Raw genomic sequence first — 26,369 nt, forward strand, 5'->3', positions numbered from 1 at the left:
ACGGCTGAGAGCCGTCCGACCGGTTCAAGGTCTGGGCCGTAGGGGGCTGCGCACTACTCATAGCCCTACGGCCAGCCGCTGGCTGGTGCTGGTACCGTCGGCGGCGGTGGCCTGCACCACGTAGACGCCCGGCGCGAGGCCGCGCAGGGCGAGGCGGCGCGTGCGCGCCAGGGCGGGCTCGGTGCGCACGAGGCGGCCAGCCAGGTCGTAGAGGCGCAGGCTGGTAGGCTGGGCGGTTTCGACGGTAACCGCCTCAGTGGCGGGGTTGGGGTAGAGGTTGAGGGCTAGCGCGGCGGCCGAGACACCGCGAGCGGCCAGCACCGTGCGGTTGCGGGGCAGGTAGCTCACGATGCCGCCGGTTTCGGTGCCCACGTAGAGCTCGGGTGCGCCATCGTGGTTGAGGTCGGCGGCAGCGGCGGCAAAGCGCAGCACGTAGCCCTTGCCCAGGCGGGCAGGCTCATACTGGCTGGTGAAGCTGTTGTAAAACAGATTAGTGGTGCCCGAGAAAGCGCCGCTCTGGTTTTGAAAAGCCGGGTAGAGCGTGGCGGTGCCCCGGCCATCGAGGGTGAGCAGGTCGGCCCGGCCGTCGCCGTCGAAGTCGGCCACGGCTGGAGCCAGGTAGGGCGGGCGGCTGCCCGCGTCGAGCAGCTGGCCGTAGTCGTTGTTGGCCAGCACAAAGAGGTTGTCAATGTTGCCGCCGGCCGCCGCGCCCTGGTTGCGGTAGTAGCGCAGGCTGCCGGTATTGGCCTGCGGGTTGTTGGTGCCCAATAGCAGGTCCACGTACCCATCGCCATCCACGTCGAAAAAGCACGGCGTATCGTTGCCCTGGCTGCTGGCCACCGTGGTGCCCGTAAGGCCCGCGAGCTGGAAAATGCTGCCCTGCGATGGGGTGAAAACCGCCGCCTGGCCGGCTTTGGCCGTGTTCAGGATGTAGCGCAGCTGGTTGGTAGTGCCATTATACACCGAGTACACAAGGTCGAGGGCACCGTCGTGGTTCACATCGGCCAGGGCCGGGCGCAAGCTCTGAAACTTGACGCTGGGCGTGAGCGCCGCAGTGGCCGCTAGGCCCAGGTAGTCGTCGCTCACGAGCCGAAACACCGGCCGCTTGGCCGTGCCCACGTTGCGGTAGTAGTAGAGGCTACCGCGGTAGTAGCCGTTCACGAGGTCTGCCTGGTTGCCGACCAGCATATCTGTGAGCCCATCGCCGTCGATGTCGCCGAAGGCTGGTACGCTGCCCTCGCTGGCGTCGAGCATGTCGTTCTGCAAAAAACCATCGCTGGCCAGGCTGAAGCTGGGCACAGCCGTGGCGCTGGCCGCCGTGTTTTGGTACAGCTTGACGTTGTGGCGCATACTCACGAAGTCGAGCGTATTGTCTGGCATGTTAGACGCCACCACCAGGTCGGGTACACCGTCGAAGTTGGCATCGAAGGAATAGGGCGCCGGAAACACCGGTAGGTTCACCGGGGCCGCGCTGGTCGGAAACGCGCTGCTGACCCCGCTGGCCGTCACTAGCCCCTCTACAGTCGACGTGCCCGAGTTGAGCAGCCGCGTAAGCTGCGGGCAGTTGTCGCGGCCATCGAGCACGTCGAGCTTGCCGTCGCCGTTGAGGTCGATAAACAGCACGCTGTGGCCAGGGCTGTGCTGCACTTTATACACCGCGCAAGCCGCGCTGCCCGCCGGCTGATACCCAGCGCAGGTGCCGGCGCAGACTTGGAGCTGGCCCCAGTAGTTGGTACTCTGGGTGAACGAGCTGACGCCGCCGCAGGCGCCGGTGCTGGCGTTGAGGTACAGCTCCAGTACCGTCGAGCCCACAAAATCATAGGTCAGGATATCGAGCCGGCCATCGCCGTTCACATCCTGGATAGAAGGTGTGTTGTAGGCGCCAATGTTGAGGTTGCTGATGTAGCCATTGGCTACCGGAAACGTCAATTGGCTATTAGCCAAGACGAAGCTGGGCCGGCCGCTAGCCCCCACCACGTTGCGAAACACCCGGATGTCGCCCCCGCTGGCGTAGGTAAATAAGTCGGCGCGGCCATCGCAGTCGTAGTCGCGCAGCAGCGCCCAGCCCGAGAGGTCGCTCGGAAACAGCGACTCATAGTCGGGGGCGTACTGCCAGCGGCGGCCGCTAGCCCCGGCCACGCTCAGGAAGGTGTAGCAGCGCGCCGTTTCGCGGTCGAAGGCAAAGAGGTCGAGCTGGCCGTCGCCATCGAGGTCGATGGTGCTAAACTGCGGCGTATTGAGGCCGCCCGTCCAGGCCTGCGCCAGCGTGTCGGTCCCCTGCACCACCTTGGCCACGCTCCCAAACACAAAGCCAAACTGGGTGCTCGGCGCCTGTGCCCGCACCACGCCAGTAGCGGCGCCTAACGCCAACATAGTCAAGAGGAAAGGACGCCGCATAAGCAAAGGGCAAAAAGCCGGTACCGGCTAACAACGCCGGCCGGGCTGTAAGTTGCACCGATAATTATTAGTGAGCAGTGAACAGTGGACACTAAGCAGATGACCCTCTACGACCGTTACCTCGCCGCCCAAGGCCAGGTCAGCACCGATTCGCGCCAGCCCCAGCCCGGCACGTTGTTTTTTGCCCTCAATGGCCCAAGCTTTCGCGGGGCCGACTTTGCAGCCGGGGCGCTAGCGCAGGGGGCTAGCCACGCCGTAGTTGATGACCCGGCCCTGGCCGAGCGCGACCCGGCCCACTATACCTACGCCCCCGACCCGCTGGCCGCGCTGCAAAGCCTGGCCCGCGAGCACCGCCGCCACTTCCGGGGCCCCGTGCTGGCCGTGACGGGCTCCAATGGCAAAACCACCACCAAAGAACTGCTGACCGTAGTGCTGGCTCAGAAATATAACGTGCTGGCTACCATCGGCAACTTGAACAACCACATCGGTGTGCCGCTCACGCTGCTGCGCCTGTGTCCCGAGGAGCACGAGGTGGCCATCATTGAGATGGGCGCCAACCACCAGGGCGAAATTGGCAGCTACTGCCAGTGGGCCGAGCCCACCCACGGCCTCATCACCAACATCGGCAAGGCCCACCTCGAAGGCTTTGGGGGCGAAGAAGGGATTGCCAAAGGCAAGGGCGAGCTGTTTCAGTACCTGGCTAGCCACGGCGGCACGGCCTTCGTCAATACCCTCGATGCCAAGCTGCCCGCGCTGGCCAGTCCGGTGCCGCAGCGCATCAGCTACCCCAGCCCCGCCGATACCTACCCAGCCACCCTGCTCGGCGCTAGCCCCGCCCTGCGCCTGCGCCTCTGGGACGGCACCGAGGTAGCCGCCCAACTTACCGGCGAGTACAACTTTCCGAACATGGCGGCGGCGGCGGCCGTGGCCGCCTATTTTGAGGTGCCGGCCGCGCAGGTAGCCGCCGCGCTGGCCAGCTACAACCCCCAAAATAACCGCTCGCAGCTGGTTCGCACGGCCGGCGGCAACGACCTCATCCTCGACGCTTACAATGCCAACCCTAGCAGCATGGCGGCCGCGCTGCGCAGCTTCGCGCAGCGCCCCTTGGCCGAAGGGCAGGGCCGGCTAGCCATCCTGGGCGATATGTTTGAGCTGGGCGAAAGCGCTGAGGCTGAGCACCGGGCGCTAGGCCAGCTGCTAGCCGAGCTGAAGCTGGACAACGTAGTGCTCATCGGCCCGCTGATGCAGGCTGCAGCACAGGCCCAGCCTGCTGCCCGGCACTTCACCGATAAAAATGCCGCCGCCGTGTGGCTGGCCGGCCACCCGGTCGCCAGCCAGCTCGTGCTGCTTAAAGGCTCGCGCGGCATGGGCCTGGAAACGCTGCTGCCCCTGCTGTGAGTTATTCATCATTTAGCAATGAGCATTTAACAGGCGTTCTGCTTGCGTGAAAAGTGCCGATAGAACGTTTGTTAAATGCTCAATGCTAAATGATGAATAACTTAAAAAGGGTTTTCCAGCTCAGCTAGGGTCGGCAAAATGGCGTCTTTAGGTGATACCAGCGCCTCACCCGTCAGGCCCCAATCGATGCCTAGCCCGGGGTCATCCCAACGCAAGCCGCCCTCGGTGGTGGGAGTATAGTAGTCCGAGCACTTGTAGAGAAATAACGTGTTGTCTTCTTCGGCTACAAAGCCGTGGGCAAAGCCCTCGGGTACGTATAGCACGTTGCCCAGCCCGGCCGTTAGCAGCACCTTAACGTGCTGGCCGAACGTGGGCGAGCGATGGCGGAGATCCACCACCACGTCGAGGGCGCGGCCCTGGGCCACCCGCACCAGCTTGGCCTGGGCGTGGGGCGGACGCTGAAAGTGCAGCCCGCGCAGGGTACCCGCCTTCGAGCTGCTCTGGTTGTCTTGCACCCAGTGATGGCGGGGCAGGCCCAGGCCTTCCATAGTGCGGGCGCTGAACGACTCAAAAAAAGCGCCGCGGGGGTCGCCAAAAATCCGGGGGCGAAATTCGAGCAGGCCCGGCAGTGCGTGGGTAATAACTTCCATAGGTAGGGGCGAAATTAAGCCTGAAGGGCGCTAGGATGGCCTTTGCGACCAGCTTCAGCCACAGCATCCAAATATTGGCGCAGCACGAGCTGCTCGTCAAACTTTTCTTCGGCCAGTTGCCGGCTGGCGGCGCCCAGGGCGGCTAGCCGGGCCGGTGGCAGCTGGGCTACCAGCAGGAGTTTGTCGGCAAGGTCGGCGGCGTCGCGCACTTGGCAGAGGTAGCCGTTGCGGCCGTTTTGTACGGTTTCGCGGCAGCCGGGCACGTCGGTGGTTACCAGGGGCTTGCCGCAGGCGGCGGCTTCGAGCAAGGTTTTGGGGGTGCCCTCACGGTAGCTGGGCAGCACTACGCAATCGGCGCGGTGCAGGTGGGCGGCCACGTTGTCGCTGGTGCCCAGGTAGTCGATGTTGCCCTCGGCTAGCCACTGCTCGAAGGTAGCGCGCGTCACGCCCACGCCGCCGGCCTCGTCGATGGCCCCCAGCAGCTGCAGGCGCACCTTATCGGGGCCTAGCGCGGCCCGCACCTGCTTGGCCGCTTCGAAGTATTCGACAATGCCTTTTTCGTAGAGCACCCGCGCCACCATCAGGAAAGTAAAGGGCTCACCCGGCGCCTTTTCGGCTGTGAGGTCAGGCTTAAAGCGAGCCAAATCGACGCCCGAGCCGGGCACCAGGCCCGTGAGCGCCGGCTTTATTAGCCCGCCGCGGATGAAGAGCTCGCGGTCGTCGTTATTCTGAAAAAACACCTTCTCCGGAAAGCGGAAGGCCAGCCGGTAGAGGCCTTTTACCACCTTGCTCACCAGGTTTTCGACGATGAAGGCCGTGCCTAGCCCGCTCACGTTGTTGATGCTGGGCACGCCCGCGATGCGCGCCGCCAGGGTGCCGTAGATGTTGGGCTTGATAGTGAAGTGCAGCACCACATCGGGCCGCTCACGCTTATACACCGCCACAAAGCGCCGCGTGAGCTGGGCGTCCTTGATAGGGTTGGTACCCTTGTTTTCCATCTGGATGGGCACGTAGCGGCAGCCTAGCTCTGTTTCCAGCCGGCTGGAATAGGCGTCGGGCGGCGCAATAGCCAGCACTTCGTGGCCGGCTGCCTGCAGGGCCTTCACCAGGCCACGACGAAAATTCCAGATGTTCCAGGAGGTGTTAATAACGAGGGCAACGCGCACGGGCTAGCGGGGACAGAAAACAGAAAAAGTACTACAACGGCGCAAAGGTCGGGCCGGATGCCGCCCGAACCCGCATAAAGTAGCTGGGTCGGCTACTTTCGGGGCGGTTTTTGTGTTATCCTTCCTAATGAAGCGTTTTTCTTTTGTCGGCTGGCTGCTGACTAGCCTTGCCGTCGCCAGTGCCGCCCAGGCTGCCCCGCCCGCTAGCCCCGGCCAACTCATCTTCCAAAAAAACTGCCAGCGCTGCCACGGCAAAGATGGCCGGCTAGGCCGCAATGGTGCCCACGACCTCACCAAAAGCAACCTCAACGCCTTCGGGCGCACCTACCTGGTGACTAATGGCATGGGCAAAATGCCTGCTTTTGGCAAAACCCTCAGCCCGGCCCAGGTCGAGCAAGTGGTGGCCTACTCGCTCACGCTGCGCTAGGGCCGCCAGGCAGGTAGGGACTAGATAGCTCACGGCCAGAAGCTGCGGCAAGCTATTTCCAGGAAGAGGGTGGCATGCGTAAAAAGCCTACCTTCGGGCTGGCTTGAACACTTACTGCCTTCTTATGAAAAAGCTTCTTTACCTGGGCCTGCTGCTGACTGTGGCCAGCGGTGCTGTCGCCCTCACTACGCGCCGAGCCCCGGCGGCCGCACCGCCCGGTATGGACATTATTGCCTACTATGCCGGCGACCCTACTACCTTTAAGCAGTACCAAACCCAGGGGCTGACGCACATTATCTACAGCTTCTTGCACTTGAAGGGCAATGCGTTCACCTTCGACAAGCCCCAGTCGGAGGCCACGGTGGCAGCGCTGGTAGCTCTAAAGGCGCAAAACCCCAAGCTGAAAGTGATGCTGTCGCTGGGCGGCTGGGGCGGCTGCGAAACCTGCTCGCAGGTATTCTCGACCGCGCAGGGCCGCGCCGAGTTTGTGGCCTCGGTGAAGCAGGTGCTGGTGGCTTCGCACACCGACGGCATTGACCTCGACTGGGAGTATCCGGCCATTCCGGGCCCGCCCGGCCACCGCTACACGCCCGAAGACCGCCACAATTTTACCCTGCTCATACAAGGGCTGCGCGCCACGCTAGGCCCCAAATATGAGATAAGCTTTGCCGCCGGGGGTTACCGCGAGTACCTGCAAAACTCGGTGGAGTGGAAGGCTGTGATGCCCCTCGTGAACCGCGTAAACCTGATGAGCTACGACCTAGTGAATGGCTATAGCACCGTCACGGGCCACCATACGCCGCTGTACTCCACCCCGCGCCAGCGCGCCTCGGTGGATGATGGCGTACACTACCTCGACTCAATAGGCGTAGCGCCTAGCAAAATTGTGATTGGCGCGGCCTTCTATGCCCGCATTTTTGGCGGCGTCGGGCCCGCCAACCAAGGATTGTATCAGCCTGGCAAGTTCAAGAAAGCGTTTGATTACAAGTACTTCGCCGATAGCTTGTCGACGGCGCGGGGCTTCGTCACCTACTGGGATGACGTGGCCAAGGCGCCATATGCCTACAACGCCCGCCGGCAGGAGCTCGCCACCTTCGACAACGAAAAATCTATTGCCCTGAAAACCCGCTACGTGCGCGCTAAAAAGCTAGGGGGCATCATGTTCTGGGAGCTGACCGGCGACGTGCCCCGCCACGGTTTGCTCGACGCATTATATATGGCCGCGCGCTAGGCCTTTGTCAACGTTTCCTGCGTAGTAGGTGTTCTTTTATCCTATCGCGGCCATTCCCGCCGCTCTTTTTCTATGACAAAATCAAACGGCAACCGCAGCGGCACCCGCCACGTCGGCGCTACCGATAGTACGCCGGCCCGGCGCGATGCCAAAACGCCCAAGCACCTACTTAAAGTCAAGACCCACGCCACGGCCAAGGAGGTCGAAACTGCCGTGCTGGTGAGCGTGCCCCCGCGCCGCCAAACCGATGCCCAAACTACCGAATACCTTGATGAGCTGGCTTTTCTGATTGAAACGGCCGGCGCCGAGGCCACCAAGCGCTTCGTGCAAAAGCTCGAAAAGCCCGACATCCGCACCTACGTAGGCGAAGGCAAGCTGGCCGAAATAAAGGCCTGGACCCAGCACGAAAACACCAGCATGGTGGTGTTCGACGACGACCTGTCGCCCTCGCAGCTGCGCAACCTGGAGGCCGAGCTGAAGGTGAAAATTGTGGACAGGTCGCTGCTCATTCTCGACATCTTTGCCCTGCGCGCCAAGTCGGCCACCTCGCGCACCCAGGTCGAGCTGGCGCAGTACCAGTACCTGCTGCCGCGCCTCACCGGCCTCTGGACTCACTTGGACAAGCAGCGCGGTGGCGTGGGCATGAAGGGCCCCGGCGAAACCGAAATCGAAACCGACCGCCGTATCGTGCGCGACCGCATTGCCTTCCTGAAAGAGAAGCTCGAAGACCTCGACAAGCAGGCCGTGACCCAGCGCAAAACCCGCACCCAAACCATTCGGGTGGCCCTGGTGGGCTATACCAACGTGGGCAAAAGCACGATAATGAACCTGCTGGGCAAGGCCGAAGTCTTTGCCGAAAATAAGCTCTTCGCCACCGTCGATGCCACCACGCGCAAGGTGGTGCTCGACAACCACGTGCCCTTTCTGCTGAGCGACACGGTAGGGTTTATTCGCAAGCTGCCTACCAGGCTTATCGAGAGCTTTAAGAGCACCCTCGATGAGATTCGGGAGGCCGACCTGCTCATTCACGTAGTCGATATTTCGCACCCAGCCTTTGAGGAGCATATCGAAGTGGTGAACGAAACGCTCCGTGAAATCGGCGCGGCCGACAAACCGGCGCTGCTCGTTTTCAATAAGATAGACCAGTACAAGCCCGAGGAAAACCCGGCCCCGAACTTTGCCGACGATGACCCCGACCAGGAGTTTCCGACCGACTTTGAGGAGGCCGCGCCGCGCCCGCCGCTCGAGCAGCTGCAGGAAACTTACATGGCCCGCCTGCACGACCCGGTGGTGTTCATCTCGGCCCAAAACAAGGAGAACATTGAGGCCCTGCGTGAGCTGCTAGCCCGCCGCGTGGGCGAGCTGGCGGCCCAGCGCTTCCCGCACTTCGCCGCCGGCTACAGCGAGTACGCCGACTAGCCCCACCCCAGAGCGGCCCTGGCAAAACACCCTAGGGCACAACAAAAAAGCCGGTCAGCAATGACCGGCTTTTTTGTTGCAGGAGGGGGCTAGCGCTTACTGCGCCGCGGTGGGCAGCTTGGCGGCCAGGGTTTTGCCCAGCTCTTCGCCGCGCACGTTCTTGGCCACAATGCGGCCATCGGGGCCAATAAGGAAGTTCTGCGGAATGGCCTGAATGCCGTAGAGCTGCGCTACCTGGTTTTTCCAGAAGTTGAGGTCTGATACCTGCGTCCAGGCTAGCCCATCGGTTTCGATGGCTTTAAGCCAGGCGTCGCGGCCGCTGGCGCGGTCGAGCGACACGCCCAGCACGGTAAAGTTGCGGGTTTTATACTGGTTGTAGTTGGCTACCACGTTGGGGTTTTCGGCGCGGCAGGGGCCGCACCAGCTTGCCCAAAAATCGACGAGCACGTACTTGCCCCGGAAGTCGCTCAGCTTCACGGGCTTGCCATTTACGTCATTTTGGGTAAAATCGGGGGCTAGCGCGCCCACGGCTGTGGTTTTGGCGGCGGCCAGCCGGGTGGCAAAATCCTGCCCGCCCTGGCTGCTGCGCACGGCCGGCGCCAGGCTATTAAACAGCGGCTCGGCCGTGACCGGGTCCATGGCGTAGCCGGCGTAGCGGTTGAGGGCATTCAGGCTCACCACGCTTTGCGGCGTGGCTTTTATGAAGCTGGCCAGCACCACTTTCTGGGCAGCTTCGATGGCTTCGTACTGTTTATCAAGCGCCTCGCCAAAGGCTTTGTCGTTGCGCTGCCCGGGCGTGGCAGCCTGGTAGCGGGTCATGATTTGCGTAATCTGGGCGGTGGTGGGGCGCAGGGCCGCCGTCAGGCGGGCGTTATCAGCGTTGAGCGGGGTGCCGAGCGCCGTGGCATTGGCCAGCGAGTCGGCGCTGCTCACCTTAATGGTGCCTGGCTCCAGGTACACCGGCAAGCTGTACGCAATGCGCTCCCCTTTGCTATACATCCGCTTAAAGGGAGCTTTCTTCTGCACATACAGCATGCCCAGCGTGCCGGCCGGAGCCGTGCTGCGAATGCTAAAAATACCCTTGTTCACCTGGGCCGAATCGAGCTTGCCCGTGGGGCCGCCGTGGCGCAGGTAGGCCATGCCCGTGGCGGGGCTGGCCAGCTTGCCGTGGATGGTGAAGGGCTGGGCTGCTTCGCTCTTGGGGCTAGCGGCCATAGTAGTGGGCGCGGGCGGGGGAGGAGGGGCCATCTGGCCCCAGGCCAGCGCTGGGCCTAGCAGGGCCAGGGTAGCCCCTGCCTGGAGAAAAGTTGTTTTCATGCGGGCAAAGTACAACATATTCTTAATTTATAACGTCCCTGATAACGGCCCTATCGCCTAGCTTCGTGCCATGAAAACACTGTATCTGATGCGCCACGCCAAGTCGAGCTGGAGCTTCGATGAGCTCACCGACCAGGAGCGCCCGCTCAACGACCGGGGCCGCACCGATGCCCCCGCCATGGGCCAGGCCCTAGCCAAGCGCCAGATTGCCCTCGACTTGCTCGTGAGCTCGCCCGCCGTGCGGGCCATGACCACGGCCGTGCTCGTGGCCCGCGAGCTAGGCTACCCGCACGATAAAATTCGGGTAGAGCCCTGCCTGTACGAGGCCGACCTCGATACCCAGCTCGCCGTTATCCGCGACCTGCCCGATGCGGCCGAGGCGGTCATGCTCACGGGCCACAACCCCACCATGACCGACACCGCTAACTACCTGCTGCCCAACAACAGCCTCACCCACGAAATGCCCACGGCGGCCGTGGTGTGCGTGCGCTTTCAGGTAGAGCACTGGGCCGAGGCCGGGCCTGCCAATGCCGAATTTTACTTCTACGACTACCCGAAGAATACCTAACCATAAGGTAGTAAATAGCTAAGGCGAACGTCATGCTGAGCTTGGCTGAGCATGACGTTTTTGCGTATGCAGTGCGCATTACCAATCTTTCGCACCCTTGAAAACCCTCCCCCGCGACCTAAGCTGGCTGCGCTTTAACGCCCGTGTGCTGCAAGAAGCACAGTGCCCGACCGTGCCGCTGCTCGAGCGCCTCAAGTTTTTGGCCATCTTCTCGGCCAATCTCGATGAGTTTTTTAAGGTGCGGGTAGCCACGCTGCGGCGGCTGGTCAAGCTCAAAAAGAAGACCCGCGCGCAGCTGCCTGGTGGCAGCCCCAAGCGGATACTGGCCGAGGTGCTGGCCGAGGTGCACCGCCAGCAGGAAGAGTTTGGCCACACCTTTCGCGACGTGCTGCTGCCCGCGCTGCAGGCTGCCGGCATCCGGCTGCTTACCTCCGAAGAGCTCACCGAGGCGCAGTGCGACTGGGTGAAAGCCTACTTCGAGGCCAACGTGCGCAACCTGCTCTCGCCCGTGGTGCTCGACGACACCCTGCACCAGCTTTTTCTGAAAGACCAGGCCGTTTACCTCACCTTCGACCTGACTGAGCCCCTAGCCAAGACCAAGAAGGCCGATGCCGAGCGCGTCGTCATTATGGAGCTGCCTACCAAGCGGCACGGTGGGCGCTTTGTGGCGCTGCCCGGCGCTGCGGGCACCGCCGAAGACCCGCACCTGGTGCTGTTTCTCGACGACGTGGTGCGGGCCGGCGCGGCCAGTCTCTTCCCGGCCTACGGGCGGGTGCAGGTAAATGCCATCAAGCTGAGCCGCGATGCCGAGCTCGACATTGCCGAGGAAGTATCGGGCGACCTGATGGCCAAAATAAAGAGCAGCCTGGCCAAGCGCGCCACTGGCTACCCCGCTAGGCTGCTTTTTGACCCCGCCACGCCCAAAAGCGTGCTCAAGGCCATCAAGCAGAAGACGGGCATCGAGGACGAGGAACTGGTAGAAGGCAGCCGCTACCACAACTTCCGCGATTTTTTTGGCTTCCCCAACTTTGGGCGCCAGGATTTGCTTAACCCCGAGTGGCCCGAGCTGCCGCACCCCAGCCTGCCGCGCACCGGCCCGCTGCTGCCTGCCATAGCCCGGCGCGACCACCTACTGCACCCGCCCTTTCAGAGCTTCGACGTGGTGCCGCGCCTGCTGCGCGAGGCTGCCCACGACCCGCGCGTGAGCGCCATCAGCCTCACGCTCTACCGCGTAGCGCCCAAAAGCGCCGTGGCCAAGGCCTTGCTCAAAGCCGTGAAAAACGGCAAGCAGGTGACCGTGGTGGTAGAGTTGAAGGCGCGCTTCGACGAGGAAAGCAATATGTATTGGGCCGAGAAATTGCAGCGCGCCGGGGCGCACGTCATCTTCACGCCCCCCGAGCTCAAGTGCCACGCCAAACTGCTGCTCATCACGCGCCGCGACGAGGCCGACGACGAGCCCGCGGTGGGCGTGCGCCCGCCGCAGCGCTATGCCTACCTGAGCTCGGGCAACTTCAACGAGGCCACCGCCCACCTCTACGCCGACCACGGCCTGTTCACGGCCAATCCGGAAATCACGGCCGAGGTAGACCAGGTTTTTCGCTACTTCATCACCGGCGAGGAGCCTAGCCACCTGCAGCACCTGCTGGTGGCGCCCTTCACCCTGCGCAAGCAGCTGCTCAAGCTCATCGCCGCCGAGGCCAGCCGCGCCAAGCACGGCGAAGAGGCGTACATCCTGTTGAAAGTCAACTCGCTTGAAGACCCCGGCATGATAGCCGCGCTCTACGCGGCCAGCCAGGCCGGGGTACGCATCGAGCTGCTCATCCGGGGCATCGGCTGCCTGGTGCCGGGCGAGCCCGGGCTGAGCGAAACCATCAGCCAGCGCGGCCTGCTCGATAGGTATCTGGAGCACGCCCGCATCTATGTGTTTGCCAATGGCGGCGACGAAAAGGTCTTCGTTTCGTCGGCCGACTGGATGACCCGCAACCTCGACCGGCGCGTCGAAGCGGCTTTCCCGCTGCTCGACGATACGCTGCGCGCCGAAATCCGCCACCTGCTCGACCTCGAGCGCCAGGACAACGTGAAGGCCCGCGACTTCGACAACCATTACATTTTGCCCGCCGAGGGCCAGCCCCTGGTGCGCGCCCAGGAAGCCGAGCGGCAGTACCTGAAAAAGCTGGCGGGACGCAAGCGGGCGGTGAAGACTAAACAGGATTAGCTAGTTGAGGGCGATAAAGTGGCCCTAGCGAGCAGACTCCACCCTGCATACAAAAGCCCCGACTACTCACGCAGTCGGGGCTTTTGTATGCAGGGTGGGGCTAGCCCCTAAAATAAGAAGTCGAATCCGACATACACCAGGTTTTCCTCGCCCACCGAATACGTCACGTTGATAACCGTGGCGTCGAGGATGTTGACGAAGGCGCCGCCGCCGAAGCCGGTGTGGAAAGCCTGCAGGCCCTGGCGGGTATCAACCCCCGAGTACACGCGGCCCGCATCGGCTAGGCCCATGATACCGAAGGTGCCGGGGAAGAGGTAGGCGTTGAACTTGAACAGGTGCAGGCGCGCCTCAAAGTTGCCGTAGAGCGCGTCGCGGCCCGCAAAGCGGGTGCGGCGGTAGCCGCGCAGGTTGGTGGTGCCGCCCAGCGTATTGGCCTGGTAAAAGCGGTAGTCGCCGATGTTGTGCTGCCAGCCCACGCGCCCGGCGTAGGTGATGCGGAACGGAAAGTTGGGCGTGAGGTAGGCCTTAAGCTCGGTGGCGTAGCGGCCGTAGGTAAGGTGCTCGCCGTTGAGCTGGGTGTTGTACTGAAACTCGTTGTGCCACTGAATGCCGATGCGCGGGTCTTTTGGCGTCGACTGCGCGCCGAAGTTGACGTAGAGCAGGCCGCCGAGGTAGCTGTTGGCCTGGAAGTCAGACTTACGCACGCCAAAGTGCCGGTTTTCGAGCCCCGTCCCGATGCTGTCGCGGATAACGGTGCCAATCTGGTCGTCCATCACCTGGAAGCGCTCATACTGCGGCCCGATGCCCAGCGTACCGAAGCTGAAGAGCTTGCGCTCGAACGTAGGCGCAATGTAAAGGCGGTCGAACCGAACACGATAAGCGCTGTTTACCGAGCGATTGGTGGCGTGCTCGTCAGCATTTTTGGCGTAGTTCTGGGTGTTGTTGCCGATGCCGAAGAAGTTGTAGAGCAGCTGCGGGCCGTAGTATTGGGCAACAACGTGCAGGTCAGTTTTGCCCCCAAATACGCTCGTAAACTGCCCGATATAGCGCAGGTTGAACGCCCCGCTGCGGGCCGGCGCAATATTGGCCGTCAGGCTCTGCTCCGAGCCGAAGGGCTCGCGCCGGAAGGCGTAGCGGCGGTGCGTGACACCGCCCCCCAGCAGAAAGCCATCGTCGATATTATACCCAAAAAACAGCGCCGGGCCGGTGTAGTTGAGGCGGTAGTCCTTCAGGTCGAAGCGGTGGGGGTGGTCGTAGCGGCTCACCTCCACGCCGGGCTCCAGGCGCAGGCGGGCCTCGCCACGCTGGTTGAGGATGACGTTGCCGGTGTCGGCGTCGTAAATCTGGGTGCGGTGCCGGATACCCGCCACCCGCGAGTTATCGACGATGGAGTCGCGCCCGGTGCCGGCAATGATGCGGATTTTGTGGCCCTGGCGTTCGTCGCCGCTCAGGTCATACACGTCCCTGCCGCTGATGCCGTAGAGGCGAATCTCGTCCGTCACGCGGTCGAAGGTGCGGTCGTAGAGCACTTTCGATAGTTTGCCTTTCTTGCTGATTTTCTGCATCACCACGTGCGTTTTGTGGTCGGGCAGGCGCGTCACCGTAAACTTCTCGCGCTTCTGCGAGCCGCGCACCTCCACGATGTCGCTCATCAGGTCCGAGTACTTGCGGGCCACGTCGGGCAGCAGGTCGCGGCGGCTCTTGAGCTTGGCCACGATTTCGGCGCCGTGCTCGGCATAAATCTGGGCCGGCCACTTGTCGCGGAAAGCTTTCTCAATTACCTCATCGGTGAGCTGGGCCTTCATGATATTGGCCTGCTTCACCCACTCCTCGCGGCTCACCCCGCTCAAATACAGGCGGTCGTTGCTGAGGCCAGTCTGGTTGAGGCCGGCATAATCGCCGTAGTCGTAGCCGAAGTTCTGGAAGTTACGCACCGCAAATTTCTTGGAAATCAGCGTGGGCAGCACGCCATCGCCCTTGAAAAAAGCAATGTCGCGGTCCTCCGGCACGGCGGTGTATATCTTGTCGCCGTCGTCGGTTTTGTGCTGGGCCCAGCGCCACTGGTCCTCGTGGCGGTCCCAGTCGCCTATCCACATATCAAACAAGCGCGAGCGGGCAAAGGCCGGCTCGTCGACCTGGTTGTCGTTGTCTTCGAGCAGGTTTTCGAGCATCTTGTCGGTGCTCACCAGCTTCTTGGCATAGCCTAGCGAGGCATCGGCATCCTGGCTGCCCTTGGCGTCTTCTTCGAGCGCGGCGGGCGTGTTGGCAAATTTTTGCTGGTACTGCCCTAGCGCGGGGTCGTTGGGGATGTAAACGTAGCGCGGGTTGGTGTGCAAAATGCCCGCCGCCGTGGCTAGGGGGGGCAGCACAAACGAGGCATACGGGTGCTGGGCCGATATCTGGTCTTGCAGCACAGCCTTGGCCAGCCCGGTGCGGAAGTTTTCGGGCAGCACGGCGGCGGGGTCCTTATCTATACCGCGCACCGTGAAGTAGTAGCCATCTTCGTTGCGCACTTTCAGCGAGGCAGTTTGCTTGCCGCCGCCCGTTCTGTAGGGTACTAGGCCCCCTTCAGCGGTCTTGATGTCGAGCACCGGAAATTTCACCGGCGTCGCCCATTCCTTGCGGTAGTGCTCGCCCAGCAGCCAGTTATGAAACTTGCCGTGCTGGTTGTAGGCCGGGTTCACGGCCACGGTCACGGTGCTGTCTTTATAGTTGGGGCGCTTAGCAGTCGAGGTCACCACCGGCGCGCCGGTGGGCTGGTGGGGCGTGCCCGTGGAGGCGGCGTTTTCGAGGTCGTCGCGGCTCTGGTTGCCCTTCACCGTTTGGGCGGTGCCGGCGGGGGCGCTTTTGCCCTGCACCTTGCCCGCGTCGGCCTTGGTGGGGCTAGCCGCGCCGCCGGGGCCCTTCTGCGCACTGGCCAGGGTGCCACGGCCGAGGTCGGCATACACCTGCTGGCGATACACGCGCCGGGCGGTCTGGCCCTTGTCGGCATCGCGTGGAATGAAGTACTCGACCCACACCTGGCCGTCGTCGTAATAGTTGAGCCGGGCAAAGCCCTTTTCCTTGTCCGAAAACAAGGCGGCGCCCCCGTTGCCGGGTTTCACGTGCTGGGTTTTGCAGCCCGAGCCGCTCGTGATAAAATGCGCCTTGCTGAAGGGGTCGTCGTAGTACTGCAGGTTGTGCTCGTGCCCGTTGGCATAAATTACGTTCGGGTACTTGCTGAACAGGTCGCGCAGGTTTTTCTTATAATCCTGATAAGCCGGGTAAGAGATATCCTGCGCAATGCCGCCGTACATGCGCGCCAGAGGGTATACCGAGCCGATAACAGGCAGCGGCAGGAAGGCGTATTTCTGCACAATGCTCAGCGGAAACAAGTGGTCGGCCAAGGTGAAGTAGCCGCCGTGAATGCCGTCCGAAAACAGTGGGTGGTGGGTCACAATCAGAATGTGCTTGTTCTGGTTGCGCTTGATAACTTCCTCCAACTGGGCATACACTTCCTCCTCGGTATCGGCCCCGCAGGCATTGCCGTAGGGCCGGTTGGCCTGGTCGGTGATAAACCACTGCGAGTTAATGGCAATCATCACCAGGTCGTCGCGCAGTCGTATCTCGTACGGGCCGGGGCAGCCATCGCGCGGCACCAGAAAGTCGCCGGTATAGGAAAACTCGGCCGAGTCCTGGGCCAGGTAGTGCTCAGCATAAGCCTGCTCGCGGTTTACCTGGGCTAGCCCGCCCTTGTAGCCCTGAATCCAGTCGTGGTTGCCGGGCACCATGTATTTCTCACCCTTGTAGCCCTTCAGCGTATTGAGCTGGGTGTTGAGGCGGCCCTCGGCAATCCTGCGGTCGTAGGCGCCCTCGGGCGGCATCCCCTGGTTATAGATATTATCGCCTAGAAATACTACCGCGCTCTTGCTGCCAGCCTGCAGCATTTGCTGGCGCATGAAGTTGAGCGAGGGCTCGCCGCCTTTTTCGGCCGGAATGGGATTGCCCACGTCGCCAATCAAAAACACCGAGTAGCGGATGCGGGCCGAATCGGGCGGCACATTTTTTTCCCAGCCCAGGGCTTTGCCCCGGTAGTTGGGCTTGGGGTTGACGGGGTTGAAGTCGGACTCGCCGGCTTCGCCTAATTCTTCGAGCTGGGCGGCGGCCGTAAACGGCAGGGCGGCTAGCAGGCTTAAGCAGAAAAAGAGGCGGAAAAAAAGCGTCATAGAAACTGAGATACAACCTGCTGAGGGAGGCAGCGGGTAGGTGCAGAAGAAAGAAGTAGGCGGGTAGCGGGCCCCTTATACGGTATCGACGGGCTGACCGATGACGGGGTAACCGCCCCGGCCAATGAAGTACGAATGAACCCGCTTTGGCCCCGAGGCTAGCCGCAGCTACGCAAAGCAGGCAGGCACGGTTGAGGTTAGGCACTAACCCGCGCTGGCTAGCCCCCGTTGAAAGCTCGCCACCGGGCCGAACCCAACGCCGGCCGGCTGTTGTTTCTTGCGTTGCATTATGGCTACTACCACTCTCCCCGCCGAAGCCGAGGCCCAGGCTTCCGCTGCCGAATCTCACGAAGAGGCGCATGCCAAGCCTGCCAAAGCACCCAAGCCCGAGCCCTCGGCGCTGGTGCAGCAGGCCCAGGCCTACCTTGAGCCGCTGCTCGAAAAAGAGCTCGACCCGCGCCTTACCTACCACACGCTGGCCCACACGGCCTACGTGGTAAAACAGGCGCGCAACCTAGCCGACGATGCCAAGCTTTCGCCTGAGCAAACCGAGGAGTTGCTGCTGGCGGCCTGGTTTCACGACACCGGCTACCTCGATACCTACGACGGCCACGAGTACAAGAGCATGGCCCGGGCCGCCGCCTGGCTCCAGGAAAAAGGCTATGACCCGGCCCGCATGGAGGTCGTTAAAAATCTCATCCGGGCTACCCACCGCAACGAAGGAGCCAAAACCGAGCTGGAAAAAATGCTTGTCGATGCCGACATGAGCAACCTGGCGGCCGATGACTTCCGGGCGCGCGCCGAGCTCATTCGCAACGAGTGGGAGCTGGCTCTCGACAAGTCGTACACCACCCCCGACTGGGCCGAGCTGCAGCTCAATTTCATGCTAGCCCACAAGTACCAGTCGGAAGCAGGCAAGGCGCGCTATAAGAAGTGCCTTAAGAATAATATCGAGGACCAGCGCGACCACCTCAAGAAGGCCGCCAAAAAGGCCAAGAAAAAGGAAAAGGAAGCCACCGAAACCTTCGCCGAGCCCAAGCGGGGCATCGAAACGATGTTTCGCACCATGTACTCCAACCACATGAAGCTCTCGGACATGGCCGACAAAAAGGCCAGCATGATGATTCAGCTCAATGCGGTAATTCTCTCCGTCATAATTACCTACTTCGGGGCCAAGTCGACGGGACACAGCCCCACCGGCAACGCTAGCTTTATCCGCAACCCCATTCTGGCCGTGCCCATGGGCGTGCTGCTCATCACGGCGCTAGGGTCGGTTACGTCGGCCATCCTTTCGGCCCAGCCCGATGTCACGAGCTTCAACTGGCTGAAGAAAAACCCGGAGATTGCCACCAATCGGCGCGTCAACCTGCTATTCTTCGGGCAGTTCACCAAGCTCAGCCTCCAGCACTTTCAGGAAGGCATGCGCGAGCTGATGCGTCAGAAAGATACCTTGTATACCAACATGGTAACCGACGTGTACTACCTCGGCGAAGTGCTCGACCGCAAGTACAAGCTGCTGCGCGTGAGCTATTCCATTTTTATGGTCGGCCTCATCCTCACGGCGCTCTCGTTTGGAATAGTATTGGCGTATAAGATGTAGCCGTGCCGCCTAGCGGCGTAACTTTGTGGCCTGGCTGCGTAGTTCAAGGGATAGAATAGGCGTTTCCTAAACGCTTGATAGCAGTTCGAATCTGCTCGTGGCTACATGTATTATTTTTTAAATTCTCCGCTTCGAGCCGTAGCGGAGAATTTTGTTTTGAGGCCCGGAGGGAGCCTTGATTAATATATTGTTAATTAGGCTTACCTCATAAAATCTTCATAATTGGAAAGAATAACAGGTAGTAGCTTTGCCTTGGCCTAAGCCTCTCATTCTCTACCTCTTACTCCTTTTCCATGAAGCAAGTATTTCGTTACCTGGCAGCGCCGCTGCTGGGCGCCGCCCTATTAGCCGCCTGCGCCCGCCAGGACGCTAGCCCCCAAGTACCGGCCGCTACGGCGGTAAGCCAGAATGCCTCGGCGCCGGGTTTCCCCGAAGGGTTTGAAACCGGTACCAAAACCGCCTATGCCAGCGCCAGCGTCACGCTCGGCTCGGGCTCCTGGACGCTCAACGATGCCCTGCTCGGCAACACCACGGCTGACCCTAAAACCGGCACCCAGTCGGCCCGCGTGCGCAACAGCGGCATGCTGAGCATGAACTTCGACCTGACGGACGGCGCCGGCGTGGTAACGGTAGACCACGCCCGCTACGGCACCGACGCCAGCGGCACCTGGGAGCTCTGGGCCAGCGCCAACAGCGGCGCATCGTACGCCAAAGTGGGCAGTACTATCACCAGCAGCAGCACAGCCCTGAGCACGGCCAGCTTCACGGTAAACCTAGCGGGCCCCGTGCGCCTGCAAGTGCGCAAAACCGACGGCAGCACCAACCGCCTCAACTTCGACAACATTACGGTGCAGAGCTACGGCGGCACCGGCACGGGCGGCGGGGGCACCACCAGCGGCGGCAAGAAATTTTTGTTTGACGCTAGCCACGGCGAGCTGGCCGGCAACGCCGACTGGGCGCTCGATGTAGATGCCGGCGTAGTACCGCGTTTCCCCACGCCCGCTGCCTCGGGCATCACGGCCAGCACTTCCGAGAGCTACTGGACGGCCGCTCTTTCCTCATGGGGTGTGGCCTTGGTGAAGCTCGGCAACTCGGTCGAGAACCTGCCTAGCGGCACGGCCATCACCTACGGCAATACCTCGAACCCCCAGGACCTGGCCAACTACAACGTATTTGTGGTAGACGAGCCCAATAACCTATTCACGGCCAGCGAGAAAACGGCTATTCTCAACTTCGTTCAACACGGCGGCGGCCTGTTTATGATTTCCGACCATACCGTGTCGGACCGCGATAACGACGGCTACGACTCGCCAGCCATCTGGAACGACCTGATGAGCAACAACTCGGTGCAGGCCAACCCCTTCGGCTACAGCATCGCGCTCACCAATATCTCCGAAACGACTTCCAACGTGCTGGCTAGCAGTACCAACGTTATCCTGCACGGCTCGCAGGGCAATGTGACGCAACTCAAGTTCTCGAATGGCGCTACCATCACCAAGACCAGCGGCTCGCAGGCCCAGCCGCTTATCTGGCAGGGCAGCTCGGCGCAGGGCCTCAGCAACATTATGTGCGCCACCAGCACCTTCGGCACGGGCCGCGTCTTCTGCATCACCGATTCGTCGCCGGCTGATGACGGCACTGGCAGCCCCGGCAACACCGTGTATCCTGGCTGGACCGAGATTTCGAGCCACGCGCCGCTGCACCTGAACGCTTCGCTCTGGCTGGCCAATCAGCAGTAAGCTACCGGGCGGTTACCTGAAAAAAAGACCCTGGCCGCGCGGCCAGGGTCTTTTTTTCAGGTAACCGCCCGGTAGAGCTAGAGCCGAAACTGTGCGCCCACTTTCACCCCAAAGTTGGGCGGGGCATTGCCGCCGCGCGTAGTGGGCGACTCGTTGCGGTAGGTGACGCGGTGAATGAAATCGACCCGCAGAAATTTGAAGATATTCTCGACGCCGTAGCCGGCCTCGATATAAGGAGCCTGGCCGAGCGAGGGCAGCAAAAACTGGTTGCCACGCCCATCTACCGGCGAGAGCTTATTAGCAGCGGTGAGGCCGCCGTAGAGGAAATTGGCGGTGGCTACCAGGCGCCAGTTCAAGCGCCGGATGCCCGGAATGGCGTTTAGAATGATGCCCTCGAAGTGGTGGTCGAGGCGCAGCGATACCGAGCGGTCGGTTACGAACTCAAAGTAATTGAGCAGGTTAAACGAGTTGATGTTGTAGAACGGCGTCTGGTTGCCGAGTGGCGCCTTCAGCAGCAGGTACGATACCTCTGAGGGAATGTAGCTACCCTCCACGCGGTAGTTGAGGCGCCCAAAGTGGCCGGCCGACAGGCTATGCGTGACCAGCAGGTTGTACTTGTGGTACGTGTTATTGCCCCGAAACCAGTCAATGGTGCCGAAGGTGTAGCGGAACGTGAACACCGGCCAGTGCTTGAGCCCGATGGCCCGGCGGCGGTTTTCGGCTTGCACCAGGTTTTCATCGGGGGCGTAGCGCGACTCCAGCACCAGCTCCGTTTGGTGCAGCTTATCGGGCGTCAGTTCGGTAGGGTCCACGCTTCCCGGCCGCGGCTGGGTGCGCACCATAAACTGCGGCACGCTGTTTTGATAGCGCAGAATGACAGTCTGCGTGAAGCCGTGAAACAGGTCGCGCTGCACGCTCAGCAGCGACAAGTCGCGCATAATGGGTAGTCCTTCCTTGAAGCGCCCCCAGCGTGAGGCCGCTACAAAGAGGTTATTATCGGGCAGAAAGTCGTTGTCGAGCAGCGCGTACTGCTCCACATCGTGCCGGTACTCGCCGCCTAGTACGGTCCAGTGCCGCCGCTCGGCAATGTAGCTAGCCCGCAGGCCGTACTTAAAGCGGTTGTCCATGGTGCCGTAGGCCACGTAGGGCTGCAACACCCAATTGCGGCTAAAGGCCGGTGTGGTGCGGAAGCCCAGGCGGAAGCGAGCACCCTCGAAGTTGTTGTAGGCGAAGGTGTTGATTATTGGCCCTAGCTCAACCAGGCCATGCTGGCCCAACCGGCGGTAGCCGTTGATAAACAAATCTATCCAGTCGAGGGTGCTGCGCACGGCAGGCAGCTCGCGCGCCGAGTCAAGCACCGCAAAGGTCTGGCGCTCGTTCAGGCTCAGCGTATCGGGGCGGTTTTTGTCGAAGTAGCCCTCGGTAGCGCCGCGTGGCAGCAGGCCGCTCACGAGGCCGCTGGTTTCGCTGTCGGTGCCGGGCTCCATCACCGTCGACACGATAGGCTGGTCGTAGAAGTTGCCGGGATGCTCCGTATTGCGTTGAAAGCCAGAATTAACTGTTGTAAAGCGCACGCGCATGGCAGCCTGCTTGTCGCCGGGCTGCACGGCCACCACCAGGCGGGTGCGGGCTGCTAGCCCCGGTCCCTGGTCGGGCGGCGTCAGCTCTTGCATAATGCGCAAGTCGCTCACGAAGTTGAGGTTGGCGTGCTCGCTGGCTACTACGTCGATGCGGCGCAGCGCGTACTTGTCCTTCGTAATCCAGATAGTGCCCGTAAAAGCCAGGTCGTGGTCGCGCTTAGGCGCCACCGCTATCTTGTAGCACATATCCTGGCCCACCAGCAGCGAATCTTGCAGAGTGTAGTCGTAGGTGAGGCGCCCGCCCGCCGAAATGGGCGAGATAAAGTCCTTACCCAGAATATTTTGCCAATTTGGGTAGAAGTCGAAATTCTGAAAATTCGACCCTAGCATCTGGCTCAGCACCGAGCCCTCGCGCGGGCCGGCGCCGCGCATCTGCTTGTGCAGGATATCTTCGCGGCGGTGCAGCGGCGGGCCATATTTCACGTACACCTTTGAGCCGACCTCCGAGGCAAACAGCGGCAGCGGAGCGTCGGGGTCGGCGGCGGCAGTGGCCCCGTGGCGGGCAGCCAGGGCCCGCATGTCTTTCACCACCTTGCGGTTGGCCAGGGCCTTCGGAATGTCGGCCAGGCTCACCTCAATGCGGTTATACGAGTCGAACTCGGCCGAGGTGAGGGCAGTGCGCTCGTTTTCGGGCTTGTGCTTCTGCACTTCGCGCAAAATGCGAAATGCCGGGTTCTCGGGCTTGCGCGAGCTCACAAATACTTCGCCCAGGGCCACACCTCCGCCTTTTTTGAGGCGAAACAGCAAGGTTTGCGCGGGCTCGGCCGTGAGCTTTTTGCGCAGCGTAATAAAGCCGAGCGACGAAGCCGCCAGCGAGTCGGGCGCACCCTCCACGCTTAGGCGGAACTTACCCTCCTGGTCGGCCGTGACGCCAGTGCTGGTGCGCGGCACAAAAATCGACGCAAACGGCACCGGCTCGCCCGTAGCCGCTTCCACCACCTGCCCGCTAAGGGTAATGCGTTGGGCCACTGCAAGCCGGCCGGTCAACAGCAGGCCTAGCAGCAGTAGCGAAACGGTAAATTTCATATAAGTAGAGCGATACGCAAGGCCTTGGGTTAGAGAGACACGCTTGCAAGTTACGCAAGGTGCCGCAGGTGCCAACTAGTTCCAGATGACCACCTAGGCATACGCTACAGAGCGTATTTAGGTCGAAGTTGGCGCTAATAATGAATATTTTACCTTGATTAACTACAAAAAAAGCGGCTCAAAATCTGGTTTGAGCCGCTTCCTGAAAACATCATTTTTCTATGCCAATGGCTGGTTTTACACTTCGACTTTCAGCGTCGCGGGCCGCTCGGTCACCTCAAACAGCTCGCCGTGGGGCACGATAGTAATCTGGCCATACTCCTGCAGCAGCATCTTATACGCCTCGGCCACGGGCCGGGGCTTGCGGTCGAGGTCGTAGAGGCCGCAGGCATTCACGGTGCCTTTTTTCTGGGCTAGCCCCGTTTCCCAGTCTACCTGGTCGATAAGCGAATACCACGTAAAGCCCAGCACCGGCACGCCTTCCTTGCGGATGCGCAAGACGTTGACCCACTGCTTCCAGAGCCAGGTGGGCGCCTCCTGGGCATCAAACACGTTGGTTTCGGTGTGCATCACCGGCTTCTTATAGCGCTGGTAGTAGTCGTGGGTGATAGTGTACCAGCCCAGCACGTCCATGCTGGTGCAGATTTCGCCGTTGGGCAACATAATCTTCTCGTTGCGGCCGTAGTAGTCGTTGCCCATTACCTGGTAGCCGGGCGGCTCGCCGGCCATAAACCAATCGTACTCCTGCCGGGTCATGCCATTGTCGTACAAGTAGTTGAGGACTTCGCCCTCGGGCTGGTGCGCGTATAGCAGGTCGAGCGAGGTAAAGCGCAGCTTGTTTTCGAGCTGCACGGTGGGGGTGTGCTCGGCCCGCAGCTCGTGCGTAAACTCGGCCGACTCGCTTTGCACAATCACGCAGTCGGGGCGGTGCTTGGCAATCTTTTGCGTGCCCATGATGCTCGCCGCCACCGTGTGCTTGAGGGCCGTGACAAAGCCTTTGTCGGACTTCAGCTGCTCGTTCCAGATGCCGTCTTTGGCGCTCGACTTGGCGGTGACGTAAATCTCGTTGACGGGGGTGTAGTAGCGCACCCAGGGGTAGCGCTTGGCTACCTCTTCGCAATAGGCGGCGAAGTGCACGGGCAGCTCGGGGTTCTGAAAATTGCCCAGCCAGTCGGGTACCCCAAAATGCATCAAATCGAGGATGGGCGTGATGCCGAGCCGCTGCATCTCGGCCATAGCCAGGTCGGCAAACTCCCAGTCGTATTTATCGGGGCTCTGCTGAATGCTATAGTAGGGCAGGCCGTAGCGCAGCACTTTCAAACCCAGCTCCTTCACCAGGCCCAGGTCTTCTTTGTAGCGGTTGTAGTGGTCGCACTCAGCCAGCAGGTCGCGGCGGGTTTTGCCGTGGTCGATGGTGGGGTAGCTGCACTCGATGCCGGTAGCAAACATAAAGTTGTTGGGCAGCCCCGTGGGCAGCCCGCTGCCGTTGTGCCCGCGCGCCCCGCCAAACTCGTCGCCGTCGTAGTTGCCGCTACCGAAATGCTCCTTGATTTCGGTGAGAAAGGATTTCATAAATAAGCAGTTAACAATGAGCAGGGAACAGTGAGCAGCGAGGAGCAAAGCGCGACAACTGCGCCATGCACTACTCATTGCTAAGTGGGCTACTGGTCGCGCCGTTGCGCTCTTTCCAGAAACTTATCGGCTGTGCGCAGGCTGAGCGCCATAATGGTGAGGGCCGGATTGACGCTGAGCGCGCTCGGAAACACCGAGTTGTCGCAGATGTAGAGGTTGGGCACATCGAAGGCGCGGCCGTCGCGGTCTACCACGGCATCATCGCCGCTCAGGCCCATGCGCGCCGTGCCAATGACGTGCGCATAGCGCTGAAAGGCCCAGATGTCGCTAGCCCCCGCCGCTTCCCAAATGCCGCGCATAACGCGCTCGGCGTGCGCGTTCATGCGCAGCTCGTTTTCCTGGGCCGTGAAGTGCAGGCGCGGCTTAGGAAGCTGGCGCGCGTCCTTTTCATCGCTCAATTCCAGGAAGTTATCGGCGTGCGGCAGGCAGTCGCCCAGAATATTGATGCCCGCAATGTGGTTAAACTGCCGCATATAGTCGCGCAGCGGCTGGCCCCACAGCTTGCGCCCACGCGCCACCTGGCCCGAAAACGTAACGGGCATTACGCCAATGCTTTGCAGCAGGTAGCCGCCCGCAAAGTCGGCGTCTTTGGGCCTGTGCGTATCCTGCGAGATAAGGCCACCCGGAATACCCTTGGTTGGTCGCACTTCGTCTGGAAAGGTGCCCCACACCTGCAGGCCGGGGTGCGCCATGAGGTTGCGGCCCACCTGGCCACTAGTGAGGGCTAGCTCATTGAGCAGCAGCAGGCGCGGCGTTTCGACCGAGCCGCCGCACAAGAAAAGGTGGCGGCAGGCTAGCCGGTGGTTCTGCCCGTTTTGGGTGTATACCACGGCGGCCACGTGGCCGCGGGCATCACGCTCAATCTCCGTTACGAAGCTATTGGGCCGAATATCCGCCCCGTATTTCACCGCTAGCGGAATAAACGTGACATCCATGCTGGCCTTGGCACCATTGGAGCACCCGGCCTGGCAAAAGCCCCGGTTGGTGCAGGCCTCGCGCCAGCCCACGCCCTCCTGGTAGTAGCGCCCCGAGAGGGCTGCGTTGGCCGCCGGCGAGGTGTTGATGCCCAGTTTTTCGGCGCCGCGCACCATGAGCTGGGCGGCGCTATTGAGCGGCAGCGGGGCTAGCGGGTAGCCCTTGGGCCGGCTAGGCCCCCAGGGGTAGGGCGTGGGCCCCGAGATACCCAGAAACTGCTCAATCTCTTCGTAATAAGGCGCGAGGTCGTCGTAAGTCAGCGGCCAGTCTTCGCCCTGGCCAAAGTCGCGCTTCAGGTGCAGGTCGTCGGGCAGGGGGCGCGGCGTGTAAGCAGTGTAATGGAGCGTAGAGCCGCCTACGCCGGTGCCCGAGTTGTTCTTTCCCATGGCTAAGGGGTCCTGGCCGGCGGCGAGGCGCTCGTCGTTCCAAAACAGGAAGTCCTGCGCCTTTTCATCCGTAGCAAAAGCTTTCTCGGGGTTGTGCCAGGGGCCAGCTTCCAGGGCTACCACGTTCAGGCCGGCCTGGGCCAGCCGCGCCAGTAGCGGTGCGCCGCCCGCCCCCAGCCCAATCACGAGGCAATCGACGGTTTCGGTGGGGGCCGGTAGAGGCTGCATCTTTTCCTGCGGCGTATCGGCAGGGGCGGCTAGGGGCTCGTTTTCGGCCAGTAGCTCGCGCAGCAAGGGGTCTTGGATAATGGGCTCGGTAGGGCTGATAATGCCTTCCTCGGCGATTTCTTCGTCGGGCATAAACTAGGTAAGATAGAA

At 61.7% G+C, this 26,369-nt stretch carries 16 protein-coding genes and 1 tRNA gene; 9 read left to right on the forward strand and 8 right to left on the reverse strand.

From position 1 onward, the window contains the following. Positions 1-57: 57 nt before the first annotated feature. Positions 58-2,397, reverse strand: coding sequence for a T9SS type A sorting domain-containing protein (locus tag J4D99_RS11355; RefSeq protein WP_208131832.1), 2,340 nt, complete (start codon positions 2,395-2,397; stop codon positions 58-60). Between the two features lie 84 nt (positions 2,398-2,481). On the opposite strand from J4D99_RS11355, the gene J4D99_RS11360 reads away from it, so the two are divergent. Then, positions 2,482-3,795, forward strand: coding sequence for a UDP-N-acetylmuramoyl-tripeptide--D-alanyl-D-alanine ligase (locus J4D99_RS11360; protein ID WP_345229226.1), 1,314 nt, complete (start codon positions 2,482-2,484; stop codon positions 3,793-3,795). A 101-nt stretch (positions 3,796-3,896) separates the two neighbouring features. Here the strand turns inward: J4D99_RS11360 and rfbC are convergent, their stop codons facing one another. Both rfbC and J4D99_RS22190 read right to left on the reverse strand, forming a co-directional pair. Beyond that, a complete protein-coding gene (rfbC, locus tag J4D99_RS11365) occupies positions 3,897-4,445 on the reverse strand; it encodes a dTDP-4-dehydrorhamnose 3,5-epimerase (RefSeq protein WP_208131833.1) in 549 nt (182 codons plus the stop codon). Between the two features lie 14 nt (positions 4,446-4,459). After that, positions 4,460-5,611 (reverse strand): glycosyltransferase, encoded by a 1,152-nt coding sequence (locus J4D99_RS22190; protein WP_208131834.1) that lies wholly within the window; start codon positions 5,609-5,611, stop codon positions 4,460-4,462. A gap of 127 nt (positions 5,612-5,738) precedes the next feature. On the opposite strand from J4D99_RS22190, the gene J4D99_RS11375 reads away from it, so the two are divergent. The 3 genes from J4D99_RS11375 (at position 5,739) to hflX (ending at position 8,688) form a co-directional block, all read left to right on the forward strand. Next, positions 5,739-6,038, forward strand: coding sequence for a c-type cytochrome (locus J4D99_RS11375; RefSeq protein ID WP_208131835.1), 300 nt, complete (start codon positions 5,739-5,741; stop codon positions 6,036-6,038). A 124-nt stretch (positions 6,039-6,162) separates the two neighbouring features. Then, positions 6,163-7,269 carry a glycoside hydrolase family 18 protein gene (locus tag J4D99_RS11380; RefSeq protein ID WP_208131836.1) on the forward strand — a complete coding sequence of 369 codons (1,107 nt, stop codon included), beginning with the start codon at positions 6,163-6,165 and terminating at the stop codon, positions 7,267-7,269. 72 nt (positions 7,270-7,341) lie between these two features. Further along, positions 7,342-8,688, forward strand: a complete 1,347-nt coding sequence (hflX, locus tag J4D99_RS11385; protein WP_208131837.1) for a GTPase HflX — start codon at positions 7,342-7,344, stop codon at positions 8,686-8,688. A 96-nt stretch (positions 8,689-8,784) separates the two neighbouring features. On the opposite strand, the gene J4D99_RS22090 is transcribed toward hflX, so the two are convergent. Further along, on the reverse strand, positions 8,785-10,005 hold the full coding sequence (locus tag J4D99_RS22090; RefSeq protein ID WP_208131838.1) for a redoxin domain-containing protein: 1,221 nt from the start codon (positions 10,003-10,005) through the stop codon (positions 8,785-8,787). 70 nt (positions 10,006-10,075) lie between these two features. Between J4D99_RS22090 and J4D99_RS11395 the strand changes: the two genes are divergently transcribed. Beyond that, a complete protein-coding gene (locus J4D99_RS11395) occupies positions 10,076-10,573 on the forward strand; it encodes a SixA phosphatase family protein (RefSeq protein WP_208131839.1) in 498 nt (165 codons plus the stop codon). Between the two features lie 97 nt (positions 10,574-10,670). Then, complete coding sequence (gene ppk1 / locus J4D99_RS11400) at positions 10,671-12,788, forward strand: polyphosphate kinase 1 (protein WP_208131840.1); 2,118 nt, start codon at positions 10,671-10,673, stop codon at positions 12,786-12,788. A gap of 107 nt (positions 12,789-12,895) precedes the next feature. Here the strand turns inward: ppk1 and J4D99_RS21825 are convergent, their stop codons facing one another. Next, on the reverse strand, positions 12,896-16,993 hold the full coding sequence (locus J4D99_RS21825) for a metallophosphoesterase (protein ID WP_236018628.1): 4,098 nt from the start codon (positions 16,991-16,993) through the stop codon (positions 12,896-12,898). Between the two features lie 289 nt (positions 16,994-17,282). On the opposite strand from J4D99_RS21825, the gene J4D99_RS11410 reads away from it, so the two are divergent. The 3 genes from J4D99_RS11410 to J4D99_RS11420 all read left to right on the forward strand — a co-directional run bounded on the left by J4D99_RS11410 (position 17,283) and on the right by J4D99_RS11420 (position 20,332). Then, positions 17,283-18,593 (forward strand): Pycsar system effector family protein, encoded by a 1,311-nt coding sequence (locus J4D99_RS11410; RefSeq protein ID WP_208131841.1) that lies wholly within the window; start codon positions 17,283-17,285, stop codon positions 18,591-18,593. A gap of 32 nt (positions 18,594-18,625) precedes the next feature. Beyond that, positions 18,626-18,697: transfer RNA gene (locus J4D99_RS11415), tRNA-Arg, on the forward strand. A gap of 189 nt (positions 18,698-18,886) precedes the next feature. After that, positions 18,887-20,332: a hydrolase gene (locus J4D99_RS11420; RefSeq protein ID WP_208131842.1), complete on the forward strand. Its 1,446-nt coding sequence runs from the start codon at positions 18,887-18,889 to the stop codon at positions 20,330-20,332. 77 nt (positions 20,333-20,409) lie between these two features. Here J4D99_RS11420 and J4D99_RS11425 read toward each other — a convergent pair whose 3' ends face one another. From J4D99_RS11425 to J4D99_RS11435, 3 genes are all read right to left on the reverse strand, one after another. Beyond that, positions 20,410-22,998, reverse strand: a complete 2,589-nt coding sequence (locus tag J4D99_RS11425; RefSeq protein ID WP_208131843.1) for a DUF5686 and carboxypeptidase-like regulatory domain-containing protein — start codon at positions 22,996-22,998, stop codon at positions 20,410-20,412. Between the two features lie 237 nt (positions 22,999-23,235). Further along, positions 23,236-24,570: a family 1 glycosylhydrolase gene (locus J4D99_RS11430; protein WP_208131844.1), complete on the reverse strand. Its 1,335-nt coding sequence runs from the start codon at positions 24,568-24,570 to the stop codon at positions 23,236-23,238. An 89-nt stretch (positions 24,571-24,659) separates the two neighbouring features. Next, entirely contained in the window at positions 24,660-26,351 is a 1,692-nt protein-coding gene (locus J4D99_RS11435) for a GMC family oxidoreductase (RefSeq protein ID WP_208131845.1), read from the reverse strand. Positions 26,352-26,369: the final 18 nt, after the last annotated feature.

Source organism: Hymenobacter sp. BT559 (assembly GCF_017571525.1).
GTDB classification, from domain to species: Bacteria; Bacteroidota; Bacteroidia; order Cytophagales; family Hymenobacteraceae; genus Hymenobacter; species Hymenobacter ginsengisoli.